The organism is Paenibacillus sp. TY11, assembly GCF_059772165.1.
The window spans coordinates 173,953-186,598 of sequence record NZ_JCBAIQ010000007.1 but is presented as its reverse complement, the minus strand read 5'-3'; the positions used below and the strand labels follow the sequence as shown (position 1 = coordinate 186,598).

At 48.2% G+C, this 12,646-nt stretch carries 11 protein-coding genes; 10 read left to right on the top strand and 1 reads right to left on the bottom strand.

Annotated elements, in window-relative coordinates; all coding sequences use genetic code 11:
- Nucleotides 1–70: 70 nt before the first annotated feature.
- Nucleotides 71–715: an O-methyltransferase gene (locus AC6EJC_RS09870; protein ID WP_444953823.1), complete on the top strand. Its 645-nt coding sequence runs from the start codon at nucleotides 71–73 to the stop codon at nucleotides 713–715.
- A gap of 107 nt (nucleotides 716–822) precedes the next feature.
- Here AC6EJC_RS09870 and AC6EJC_RS09865 read toward each other — a convergent pair whose 3' ends face one another.
- Complete coding sequence (locus AC6EJC_RS09865; protein WP_444953822.1) at nucleotides 823–2,043, bottom strand: MFS transporter; 1,221 nt, start codon at nucleotides 2,041–2,043, stop codon at nucleotides 823–825.
- 232 nt (nucleotides 2,044–2,275) lie between these two features.
- On the opposite strand from AC6EJC_RS09865, the gene hemE reads away from it, so the two are divergent.
- The 9 genes from hemE to AC6EJC_RS09820 all read left to right on the top strand — a co-directional run bounded on the left by hemE (nucleotide 2,276) and on the right by AC6EJC_RS09820 (nucleotide 12,637).
- A complete protein-coding gene (gene hemE, locus AC6EJC_RS09860) occupies nucleotides 2,276–3,322 on the top strand; it encodes a uroporphyrinogen decarboxylase (protein ID WP_444953821.1) in 1,047 nt (348 codons plus the stop codon).
- 30 nt (nucleotides 3,323–3,352) lie between these two features.
- On the top strand, nucleotides 3,353–4,294 hold the full coding sequence (hemH, locus tag AC6EJC_RS09855; RefSeq protein ID WP_444953820.1) for a ferrochelatase: 942 nt from the start codon (nucleotides 3,353–3,355) through the stop codon (nucleotides 4,292–4,294).
- A gap of 7 nt (nucleotides 4,295–4,301) precedes the next feature.
- Nucleotides 4,302–5,747: a protoporphyrinogen oxidase gene (hemG, locus tag AC6EJC_RS09850; protein WP_444953819.1), complete on the top strand. Its 1,446-nt coding sequence runs from the start codon at nucleotides 4,302–4,304 to the stop codon at nucleotides 5,745–5,747.
- 137 nt (nucleotides 5,748–5,884) lie between these two features.
- On the top strand, nucleotides 5,885–7,369 hold the full coding sequence (locus tag AC6EJC_RS09845; RefSeq protein ID WP_444953818.1) for a CapA family protein: 1,485 nt from the start codon (nucleotides 5,885–5,887) through the stop codon (nucleotides 7,367–7,369).
- Between the two features lie 82 nt (nucleotides 7,370–7,451).
- On the top strand, nucleotides 7,452–8,222 hold the full coding sequence (locus AC6EJC_RS09840; protein WP_444953817.1) for a glycerophosphodiester phosphodiesterase: 771 nt from the start codon (nucleotides 7,452–7,454) through the stop codon (nucleotides 8,220–8,222).
- A 39-nt stretch (nucleotides 8,223–8,261) separates the two neighbouring features.
- On the top strand, nucleotides 8,262–8,885 hold the full coding sequence (locus tag AC6EJC_RS09835; protein WP_444953816.1) for a fumarylacetoacetate hydrolase family protein: 624 nt from the start codon (nucleotides 8,262–8,264) through the stop codon (nucleotides 8,883–8,885).
- A 216-nt stretch (nucleotides 8,886–9,101) separates the two neighbouring features.
- Nucleotides 9,102–9,908 carry a DUF92 domain-containing protein gene (locus tag AC6EJC_RS09830; RefSeq protein WP_444953815.1) on the top strand — a complete coding sequence of 269 codons (807 nt, stop codon included), beginning with the start codon at nucleotides 9,102–9,104 and terminating at the stop codon, nucleotides 9,906–9,908.
- Nucleotides 9,909–9,988: 80 nt separating this feature from the next.
- Nucleotides 9,989–10,567 carry a TetR/AcrR family transcriptional regulator gene (locus tag AC6EJC_RS09825; RefSeq protein ID WP_444953814.1) on the top strand — a complete coding sequence of 193 codons (579 nt, stop codon included), beginning with the start codon at nucleotides 9,989–9,991 and terminating at the stop codon, nucleotides 10,565–10,567.
- Nucleotides 10,568–10,687: 120 nt separating this feature from the next.
- Nucleotides 10,688–12,637, top strand: coding sequence for an ABC-F family ATP-binding cassette domain-containing protein (locus AC6EJC_RS09820; protein ID WP_444953813.1), 1,950 nt, complete (start codon nucleotides 10,688–10,690; stop codon nucleotides 12,635–12,637).
- Nucleotides 12,638–12,646 lie beyond the last annotated feature (9 nt).

Here is a 12,646-nt window from a genome sequence, read left to right as displayed (position 1 = left end):
AAGGTAAATAATTTACGAAGGACACCGCGTCCAACCTGCGTTATGATAAAGCAAGAAGGAGAGATGAAACGTGGAAATCACACCAAATATGACGCCTGAACAATATGTAGACCAGCTGGTACAGGAGGATGAAGCGCTGCGCAGCATCAGGGAGGCTATCGTTAAAGAAGGTATGCCGGAGGTATCCGTTGCTCACCCTTATGGAAAACTGTTGACCTTTCTGATTGAAGTTTCTGGCGCACAGCAGGTACTGGAAATCGGCGCATTAGGCGGATATAGCGGATTATGTCTGGCACGTGGGCTGGGAGAAAAGGGCCGAATTGTGTCACTGGAGCTGAAAGAAGCGTACGCAGCGCTGGCACATCGACATATGGAAAACAACGGCTACGGTGACCGTGTCGAATATCGTATCGGACCCGCAGCGGACAGCCTGAAGGAGCTTCAGGATGAGGGAAGAACTTTCGATTTTTTCTTCATTGATGCAGATAAGGAAAATTACCCGGTGTATCTGGAGTATGCGATTTCTCTGGCGAATCCAGGCGCCATTATTGCGGGAGATAACTGTTTCCTTCGCGGACGGACGCTGAATACGGACAAGAACGGCCCTGCGGTACAGGCTGTGAGACGTTTTAACGAAACGATAGCAACGGACCCGCGGCTGGTCAGTACGCTTTTGCCAGCTTACGATGGATTGGCGTTGGCTCGAGTTAAATAGCGTACATTCCCTATGTATAGTTGTACAAAAAGAACCTCCTTGTCCACAGCAACGTGGAGCGGAGGTTCTTGTCTGTTAAGGCAGGCTTGTCTTACCCAAAGGTTATCTTACCTGAAATCAGGCGTAGCCTTACGATCATAAAGCTTCATGCGTACCCAGATTATGTTGACGATCAGCAGGGCACCTGACATGATGAACAGTCCTTCGATGCCAATAAACCCGGATAGCACCCCGCCAATGACAGCACCCAGCATATTCCCGAGCGCCAGCGAACTGGTATTGAAGCCGAAAGAGCGGCTTTCCATTCCTTCCGGTGTGTACGTGCGAATCAGCGCATTTACGCTTGGTAGCAGACCGCCCATAAACACACCCATGAAAAAACGGATAATGACAAGTTGCCACACTTCATTGACAAAAGCCTGCGGAATGAGCATAACCGCCGTTCCGAGCAGTGCGATGGTCAAGATCTTGTGCGCTCCTATCTTGTCACTCAATCTTCCAAGGAGCGGTGCAGCAACCATATTGGATACGCCTGTAATGGCCGTAACGAAACCGGCAATCAGCGCAATTCCTTCTGCCGACCCATACAGCTTTTGCACATATAACGGCAGCAAAGATACCGTACTGATCATGGCAAACTGGAGCAGGAACGTTACGGTGAACAAAGCTGGAAGCTGGGGCGTATGGCTTAGCTCCTTTAATCCGGCAAGAACCGAAATTTGCGGAGTGCGTGCGGCTTCGGCTTTGCTGAAATCTTCTTTAACCAGAAACATTGCGATGAGCGAGGCTATAAAAATTAAAGCGCCTGTAATATAAAAGATCGGTCTGAATCCGACCCAGTCAGCCAAAAATCCGCCTAGCAGAGGGCCGAGAATCGTGCCAGCCATCTGACCGGATTGCATAATCCCCATAGCAAATCCGGTTCGCTCTTTGGGGGTGGTACCCGACACTAGGGAAATAGAAGCCGGATTGAAACCAGAAATCGTACCGTTTAGCAGGCGAAGCGCCAGCAGTTGCCATGGGTGGGTGACCAAACCCATACATCCGATGACCAGGGCCATACCGAAGCCCGAGCGAAGCAGCATGACTTTACGTCCATATCGGTCAGCCAGCTTGCCCCACAAAGGCTGGAACATAAATGAGGTCAAAAAGTTAGCGGCAAAAATAACTCCGGCCCATAAACCAATATCGTGCTCTCCCTTTACATGAAGGTCTTGAGCCAGATACAGGGCGAGGAACGGAGTAATCATTGTAATACCCGCATTGACCAGAAACTGACCGAACCAAAGCACAATGAGATTGATTTTCCACGTCTCCCACGTTTTCAATGTGCTTTCACTTCCTTTCTGCCATTCTCATCCTGTTGTAATCATATTTATCAATGTATAACTTCCCCGGAGCTTTAAAAAAGCCATTTCTCTAGTATAGCACACTTCATTGAAACTTTATCCAAATGTCATGGGTTTGTCATGGTTTGTTCGAGAGCGGCGGTTGTTACGACTCTTGAAAAAGGGCATAATTAAAATATAGTATTTATGATTCGAACTGGAGGCTGAAGTCATGACCTACAATGATACTTTTATCCGAGCTTGCCGCAAGCAGGCTGTGGATCATATTCCCGTATGGTACATGCGGCAGGCCGGAAGGTATGACCCTGAGTATCGCAAAATTAAAGAAAAATACACGTTGCTTGAAATTTGTCGCCAGCCCGAGTTGGCCGCAGAAGTGACGTTGATGCCCGTGCGCAAGCTTGGGGTGGACGCTGCAATTTTATATTCTGATATTATGAATCCGGTAGCCTCGCTAGGGGTTGATTTTGATATTGTCAAAAATATTGGCCCGGTTATTGATAATCCGATCCGGTCAGCTGCAGACGTAGACAATCTGCGTCCGATTGATGTGGAACGCGATTTGGGTCATATTTTGGAAACGATCCGTATTTTGGACCGTGAGCTGAACGTGCCATTGATCACGTTCGCTGGAGCGCCTTTTACAATTGCAAGCTATTTAATAGAGGGAAGACCCTCCAAAGGATATATTCGCACCAAAGCGATGATGTATGGAGAGCCTGAACTGTGGCATCGTCTGATGGATAAGCTAGGGGATATGGTTATTACATACGTGCGGGCCCATATCGCTAACGGCGGTAAGGCTTTTCAATTGTTTGATAGCTGGGTAGGTGCGCTCTCGCCTTATGATTTTCAAACTTTTGTGCTGCCGACCATTACACGTATTTTCCATGAGTTATCTGATATGGATGTACCTAAAATTTATTTTCCGGGCGTAAGCTCTGGTGAATTGCTCCCGCACTTGAGTGGGATAAAAGCGGATGTGATTGGACTGGACTGGCGGGTAAGTATACCTGAAGGACGTCGTCGCTTGGGGAACGGTTTTGGTGTACAGGGAAATCTGGATCCTTATGTGCTTACTGCGCCGATTGATGTTATCAAGCAGTATGCGAAAACCATTGTAGATGAAGGCATCTTGGAACCGGGCTACATTTTTAATCTCGGTCACGGCTTATTTCCTGAAGCCTCGCTAGATAAGCTAAGAGAGCTTACCGAGTATGTACACGAGTATTCCCACTCCGTTTTGTCAAAGAATTAATACATTAGAAATGTAAGAGGTGATCTGCTAATGAAAACCAAAGTGGGTGTACTGGTCATGTCCTACGGGACGCCGGAGAGTCTGGATCAGGTGGAAGCCTATTACACACATATTCGTCGCGGTAATGCTCCCTCGCCGGAACAGTTAAAGGAATTAAAGGATCGCTATGAAGCCATTGTGGGCGGTGTGTTTCCGCTGCGTCAGAATACGGATCGGCAGGTTCAAAACCTGCAGGAAACCTTAAATCGGGAAAATCGCAACCCGGGCATTGAATTTGTTTGTTATCAGGGACTCAAACATGCCAAACCGTTTATTGAGGACGGTGTGGAAGCGATGGTGCAAGATGGCATTCGTACAGCGGTGGGTGTCGTGTTGGCTCCGCATTATTCCGTTATGAGTGTAGGTACTTATATCAAGCGCGCAGAGGCCAAGGCACAGGAACTGGATCTGGTCATATCATTTGTGGAGAGCTATTATCTTCACCCAAAGCTGATTAAGACGCTGACTGAGCGTGTGAACGCAAAACTGGCGCTTTTTGAAGAAGCAGGAGCCAAGCGGGACGAGGTTCGTGTTCTATTCAGTGCGCACAGCTTGCCTGAGCGGATTTTGGCTATGGGTGATCCCTATGTGGAGCAATTAATGGCTACTTCGCAGGCTGTTGCGGACAAGGCGGGAATTACAAACTGGCAGTTTACGTGGCAAAGTGCCGGTCGTACAGCAGAGCCATGGCTGGGGCCAGACATTTTGGATACCATGCACAGTCTTAAGGAAGAGCAAGTAGAGTATGTGCTGGCTGCGCCAGTTGGCTTTGTTTCTGATCACTTAGAGGTGTTATACGATCTGGATATTGAAGCGCAGGCTTTGGCGAAGGAATTGGATATGCGTTTTCAGCGCATTGATTCACTCAACAGTGATCCACTGTATATGGAGACGCTTAGTGATGTCATCATAGACCAATGGAAAAAGGGATGAGGACATAATGGAGCAAAAATTACGTAATATTGTGATTGTAGGCGGAGGCTTGACCGGGCTTAGCGCTGCTTTTTATACACGGAAAATGTACAAAGAAGCTGGTTATACACCTCAAATTACGCTGGTGGAGAAAGCTCCTGTGCTGGGCGGAAAAATTGAAACGTTGCATAAAGATGGTTTTGTAATTGAAAAGGGGCCAGATTCCTTTCTGGCCCGTAAAACGGCCATGATAGACCTGGCGAAAGAGCTGGAGCTGGATCATGAGCTGGTAAGTACGAACCCTGAGGCTAAAAAGACATACATTTTGCATGAAGGACAGCTTCATCCGATGCCTCCTGGGCTAGTGCTGGGCATTCCAACGGAACTGAAACCATTTTTGCGCAGCGGCTTGATCTCTTTGGGCGGGAAAATGCGGGCTATGATGGATTTTGTCATTCCGCCTCGTCGTGTACCGGGAGATGAGGCGTTAGGTGATTTTATTGAACGCCGACTGGGCAAAGAAGTGCTGGAAAATGTAACCGAGCCACTGCTGGCGGGGATCTATGCTGCCAACATGAAGACGCTAAGTTTGCAGGCAACTTTCCCACAATTTGCTGAGGTGGAGCAGCAATACGGCAGCCTCATTCACGGGATGATGACAGGAAGAAAACCAGCTGAAACGCATACAGGTACGAAAAAAAGCGCCTTTTTGACCTTCCGTCAAGGCTTGCAAAGTTTGGTGCATGCGCTGCTGAATGATTTGTATGACTGTGATTTACGCACCGGAATTGCTGTTACAGAATTCACAAAGACAACGGAAAGTGAAGGTAGCCCATATCGCGTTATGCTGGACAATGGAGAGACGCTGGAGGCGGACGATATTTTTGTAACGACTCCTAACTTTGCCGCTGCGCCTCTATTGCGAGATCATGTAAATGTGGCTGCATTGGAAGCCGTTAATTATGTATCCGTAGCGAACGTGGTCATAGCCTTCGATAAAACAGATATTGAGAACGTCTTTGACGGTTCCGGTTTTCTGGTTCCTCGCAAAGAAGGACGCAGCGTGACAGCTTGTACATGGACGTCTGCCAAGTGGCTACATACCAGCCCGGACGATAAGGTGCTGTTGCGCTGTTATGTAGGGCGAGCAGGAGCTGAAGAAACTGTAGAGTTACCGGATGATGAGCTGATTGCGCTGGTACGTAAAGATTTGAAAGAGATGATGGGAGTTACAGCGACTCCGCTGTTCACGGAAATTACACGTCTTCGCAATTCCATGCCGCAATATCCGGTAGAGCACCCGCAGGCTATAGCTGATCTGCGAGAAGAGTTACGCACTGCCATGCCGGGAGTATATGTTTTGGGCGCTGGCTATGATGCGATCGGTTTACCGGATTGCATCCGTCAGGCCAAGGAATGGGCCTCCCATGCCGTCCAAACGGCACAGCAGGAAGCGGTCAAGGTACAGGTGTAAATGTTCGATCATGAACCCTTCGCGATCCAGGCGAGGGGTTCTATTTATATTGAAATTTGATATATAATGGAGAAGGTGTAAAATTCGCCAGCTAATAAGGAAGTCATCCATATGCAATAGCATAGAAGGAGTGAAGAATGTACCCTCCCAGATCACAGAGAAATGAAAGTCGGAAGAAAGCAAGAAAACCAAAAATAGGCAAGGCATGGATCATTACGAATCTGGTCCTGCTGTTTATGATTGTAGGTCTTTTCGGTTATTATTACATATTTGAACGCGACAACAGTGGCTCTCTTGCGGAAAACGCCGGGTATTCGCAAACTAAGAAGAAAATCCAAACGGGATCTGCTAGTGAAGAGCACTCTACTACTCCCTCGGTGAGCGAAAATGTTACAGCCTTGTCAAATAAACAACAGGACGAAGGCCCCAATGTAGATAAGCAATTTGCTGACGATGAAACGAAGCAAGCTGCTGCTACAGACACAAGCAGTCGTCCCGCGACAACGTCTGACACAAATGCTTCCGAAGGTAGTTCCTCAGGAGCAAAATTATCCTCGGGGAAAGACGGGGAAGCAGGGAACGATACGCCGAATAAGGAGGTATCCGATGGTGATCCACCCGCTGATAAGGAAGGGACGAAAGATGTAAGAAGGTCCAAAACGGACGGAGCCGCTTCCCCGGCAGTCACGCTTCACTTTGTAGGGGATGTGCAGTTCTCCGGTAAAGTTGAGCAGCGATTGGAGCAGAACGGATTTGATTTTCCATATCAATATCTCGGAAACCTGTTTCATAAAGACGATCTGACGATTGCCAATTTGGAAACGCCGGTGACAACGAATGGTGTTGGTGCGTTAAATAAAACGTATGTGTATAAATCTTCGCCCAAGGCGTTAACTGCGTTGGCTGGGGCAGGGATAGACGCTGTAAATTTGGCCAACAATCATATTTTGGATCAAGGCACAGGCGGATTACTGGATACACTGAAATATCTAAATGAAAAGGCTATAGCGCACGTTGGAGCCGGACGTAACGCAAAAGAAGCGTATGCGCCGCACTATTTTGAACGTAAAGGGATCAAAATTGCGTTGTTGGGGGCTACACGGGTCATGCCTGAAGCCAACTGGAATGCGGGCGCCAAACAGCCCGGTGTAGCAGGGGCCTATGATTCGACCGCTATTGTGAAGTCCATCCGTGAGGCACGAATGCAGGCCGATCTGGTCATTGTCATTGCCCATTGGGGGAAGGAGCGTGCCACTGCGCTGGAGCCCCATCAAACCGAGTTATCGCACGCTTTTATTGATGCTGGGGCCGATCTGGTCATTGGCGGTCACCCTCATGTGCTTCAAGGGATGGAGCAATATAAAGGTAAATGGATTGCATATAGCACAGGCAATTTTATTTTTTCTAAATCAACGGTGCCAGCCACTTGGGATACAGCGATATTTCAGGCAACCTGTACCCGAAATGGGGCTTGCGACATGAAGCTGACCCCTTACCGGGCGGAGCTGGGTCAACCGATCCCATTGAAGGATGCGGAGGCCAGCAAAATTTTGCAGAGAGTAGCGGCACTGTCACCGGGAAATGTCTCGATAGGGACGGATGGTAAGGTAAGCGCTCAATAGAAGTTCGAAAGAAATTTTTAATATGGGAATTGACGGAACGATCGTATGAGGAAGTCCTTTGTGGATGGAGGTCATAACGGGGATGAATCATTTGTGCGTGGCTCACCGCGGTTTTTCGGGGATTGCTCCTGAGAACACGATGGCAGCCTTTAAGCTTGCGATGGAGCAGCCGTTTGTACACTGGATTGAGCTGGATGTACAGCTGTCGAAGGACGGTGTTCCGGTGATTATTCATGATTTTACACTGGAGCGAACAACGAATGGAAAGGGCCGGGTAAAGGATTCGGACTGGAAAGAACTGCAACAACTTGATGCGGGTAGCTGGAAAAATGCAGAATACCGTGGAGAAATGATTCCTTCCCTCGCACAGGTACTGGATTTATGTCGTGGCCGCGTATCGCTCAATATTGAGCTTAAAACAGCGGGCGATATGTATCCGGGACTGGAGAAAGCCGTACTCCGTGAAATTGTGATGAGGGGGATGGAGGGAGAGGTGGTATTGACCTCTTTTGAGCGTGCCGCTTTACGCCGGGCTAAGGAGCTGGCTCCTGAGATCCGTACCGGATTGATTATCGACGCGCGTCCAGATGATTTGGCGAAGCAACTGGAGGAGCTGCAATGCTCTTTTTTATCCATGGGCTATCCGCATTTGGATCGAAACCTGATGAAAGATCTCACCGGACGTGGTATTACTGTCATGGCGTGGACGGTGGATGACCGCCGTATTATGCGGAGATTGTCCTCATTGCATCCTGAATTGTTAATTTGTACTAATTGGCCGGATCGCTGGGAGCAGGTTTTTTTGCTTTCCAAGCACCGGATGTGGCACTATATATGTAAACTTATTCGTTAAACAATTGGGCTACATACGCGGGAAGGGTGACGGATCGTAATGAACGTAGAAATTCGTAATGTTTACTGTGTCGGACGCAATTATAAGCTGCATGCGGAGGAGCTGGGTAATGAGGTTCCCACAGAACCGATGATTTTTTTGAAGCCATCTCATGCGGTTGTGCCGCTGGATGGTGCCACGCTGGAGCTTCCCCAGGGGCAAGGGGAAGTTCATTTTGAGACTGAGCTGGTTGTGGCTGTAGGGCGTAATTACGAACCAGGCATGTCCGCAGATACGTGTCTGAACGCTTTTGCATTCGGCATTGATTTTACCCTGCGTGATGTACAAAGTGTTCTCAAGAAAAAAGGCCATCCATGGACTGCTGCCAAAGGGTTTAAATCGTCTGCTCCCGTGACACCATTCCTGCCTTTAGAGAAATTGGACATGCTGGAGCAGCAGGATTTTTTCTTGCTCAAAAATGGACAGGAAGTGCAGCGCGGACATATTAAGGATATGATTTTTTCCATCCAGCATATCGTTGAATATATAGCGACTCATTATGGGCTGGGTGAGGGCGATATCATTTTTACAGGCACTCCGGCAGGTGTAGGACCTACAACGAGCGGGGAGCGCTTTGAGCTTTTCTGGGGGAGTGATCGTCAGGGAAGCTTCACCATCGCATAAACGGATCAATGGACGGCATCAATGAAGATGATTAAAAAAAGGAATGTTTTTGGTGGTTGGGAAGTAAAGAGCGATTCCCGTAGATAAGCATTGTGAGGGCCGTGTCCTGTGCCAAAGCATGGGACACGGCTTTTATATAAGCGTTGAGCGTTGTACAATAATATACAGAACAAAAAAACAAAAAACGGAGATTCATTTCAAAAGCGGGGGGATATCATGGACTGGATCATCGGATTGCTTTGTGCTGCTGTGGTGGCGGGGGCTGCATTTTATAAAAAATCCTTAACTTTATCTGGCTTTGCCGCGGCTGTACTGATGGGAACCGTGTATTATGGGGCGGGTAATCTGTTCTGGTTTGGCACATTGCTCCTGTTCTTTATCACGTCGACCCTCCTGTCGAGGTTCAAAAAGGAGCGCAAGGCAGAGCTCGAAAAATCATATGCCAAAACCGGCAACCGGGATGCAGGCCAAGTATGGGCCAATGGGGGATTAGGTATGCTGCTATGCCTGGGTTATGCGATATGGCCCCATGTTGCCTGGCAACTGGCTTTTGTCGGTGTCATGGCTACGGTCACATCCGATACGTGGGCAACGGAATTTGGCAGTCTGAGTCGTAAGCCGCCCCGTTCGGTGCTTAACGGGAAGGTGTTGGCACCCGGAACCTCAGGAGGAGTATCTGTATTGGGAACGGCTGCGGCCTTGGCTGGGGGCGTACTGATCGGAATAGGTGCATGGGGCTTTGGACACGCCATAGGAACGCCGGGCTTACCGTTATGGCTGTGGGCACTGATTGGAGGTATATCCGGCAGCGCCGGGGCCTTTGCTGATTCCTATCTTGGTGCTACGGTGCAAATGATGCGTTCCTGCACGGTTTGCGGACGGGAAGTAGAAGTAGACTCGCATTGTGGACAAACGACGATCTATGTGCGGGGCTGGCGTTGGATGAGTAATGATCGGGTGAATAGTATTAGTTCTATTTTCGGAGGATTGGTCGCTCTTGTAGGTATTTTCTTTATACTCTGAACACGGGGCTGGAGATCGTTACAAGGAAATAACTGTTTTAGAATTGACCGTGCTTAATCATTGTATAGGGAGGTGCGAAGATGGGTGATATACGCGGAGATAAATATGAAGCCATTTTGGACGCCGCTTATACAGTCTTCGGCACCAAGGGCTTTTATGAAAGCAAAATTTCCGAGATTGCAGAACAAGCTGGAGTTGCCAAAGGCACAGTATACTTGTACTTTAAAAGCAAAGAGCAGCTATTTACAGCAGTCACACGTAGAGATTGCGAGCAATACCTAGCCGAAATGCAAGGTGCATTAGTTAATCGTACTTTGGGAGAGGGACTGCTGCGGATGGCAAATTTGCATCTGCACTACTATTACAAGCGCAAGCAGCATACTAAATTATTTTTTATGACTCCGAACAGTGATCCCGATCTAATGGAGTTTATGCGGGGATTTATTCAGGACTATACCGATTTGGTCAAAAATAAACTGGCGTCAGAGGGTGTACAGCAGCCCGAGTTTCATGCGAAGGCATTCATTGGTATGATGGAACGTCTGAAAATGGATATTTTTTTGAATAAAGATTTCCACGAATGTGACGTGGATCAGACGGCTGAATTAGCGGCTAACTTATTTATGCATGGCTGTGAAGCCGGGGTGCAAAAATCCTGACATCTTGTTGCTAAAAACCGTACTGACTTTGTTCAGGTAACGGTTTTTTTAATCATTAGTTGTGTCTGTGTTAAAATAAATAAGATGCATCACAAAATTGGGGAAGAGTAGGGAATCCGTATGAATATTATGACCGTTGAACATATAACGAAAAGCTATGGCGAGAAAATGTTGTTTGAGGATGCTTCCTTTGGTATGGATGAACGTGACAAAATAGGGGTCGTCGGTGTAAATGGCACCGGTAAATCAACGTTTTTACGAGTAATTTCCGGGTTGGAGCCGCCGGATGATGGCAATATTGCTGTGAATAACGATGTGCGAATTCAGTATTTAGCACAAAATCCGGAGTTTGATCCCGAGATGAAGGTGCTCCAGCATATTTTTCACGGTAACCAGCCTGAAATGAAAGCGGTACGCGAATATACGGAAACCATGGAGTTGCTGGAGATGAATCCGGGTAGCGAGGAGCTCCAAAACCGCCTGTTGCGAGCAAGTCAGCAAATGGATACGTTCCAGGCATGGCAGCTGGAGAGCGAGGCCAAAAATATACTTACCCGGCTGGGGATTACCCAGTTTGAGTCTCGTATGGGCGTTCTCTCTGGGGGGCAGCGTAAGCGGGTTGCTTTGGCGGCGGCTTTGATCCAACCCTGCGAGCTGCTCATTCTGGACGAGCCTACCAACCATATTGATAATGAGTCCGTTGAATGGTTGGAGCAGTATTTGCAAAAAAGACGTGGTGCGTTGTTAATGATCACGCATGATCGCTATTTTCTGGATAGAGTTGCAAATGTTATGCTGGAGCTGGATCATGGTCGACTTTTCCGTTATGAGGCTAACTATACCCGTTTTCTGGAGCTGAAGGCAGAACGCGAGGAGCGGGAAGCGTCTTCGGAACAAAAAAGGAAGAACCTGCTGCGTAATGAGCTGGCCTGGATTCGCCGTGGAGCAAAGGCGCGTTCGACCAAGCAGAAAGCGCGTATTGATAGATACGAGCAGCTTAGGGATCAGCAACCGGAAGCTCGTTCTGGTTCTGTAGATATGTCCGTCGCCTCCACACGTCTGGGCAAAAAGATATTGGAGATCGAGCATCTGTCCAAATCGGTAGATTCCCGTAAGCTGATACAGGATTTGAGCTACATTGCGGTTCCAGGTGACCGTGTTGGCATCCTGGGTCCTAACGGTAGTGGGAAATCCACACTGCTCCAAATGATTGCGCAGCGTATAGAACCGGATTCCGGCAGTATTGTGTTGGGACCGACCGTGAAGCTAGGCTATTTTACTCAGGAACATCAGGAAATGAACGAATCACTGCGTGTCATTGAGTATATTAAGGAAGAAGCCGAAGTGATTCGTACGGCAGACGGATCGACTATTACAGCTGCACAAATGCTGGAGCGTTTCCTGTTTGCGCCAAGTGCGCAATGGACAGTTATTTCCCGGCTGTCCGGGGGCGAAAAACGGCGCTTATATCTGCTTCGTGTCCTTATGTCCGCACCGAATGTGCTATTGCTGGATGAACCAACAAATGATCTCGATATTCAGACCCTTTCCGTTTTGGAAGACTATCTGGATGAATTTCCGGGCGTGGTTTTCATCGTTTCTCATGATCGGTATTTCCTGGATCGAACAGTGGACAAGATACTGGCGTTTGAAGGCGACGGACAGGTACGTGTACATGTGGGCGACTATAGCGAATATGCAGAATGGATCAGTAAAAATGCTCAATCTTCTGCGAATACGTCCGTTTCGCCGGGTACGAATACCTCGATTCGGTCTTCCGCGCCTAAGTCTGCGGGTCCTTCCGATTCAGTCAAGGAGACAAGTAAAGCCAAGCTTAAATTCACCTTTAAGGAACAGCGGGAATATGAGCAAATTGATGAGCTGATAGAACAAGCCGAAGAGAAATTGGCTAGCATCCAGCGACAGATGGAGGAGTCTTTCAGTGATTCAGCACGACTACAGGAGCTCATGGCTGAGCAAGCGAAGGCCGAACAGCATCTGGAGCACCAAATGGAGCGCTGGACCTACCTGAACGAGCTTGCCGAGCAAATTGAACAAAGTAAATCTTAAAAAATACAA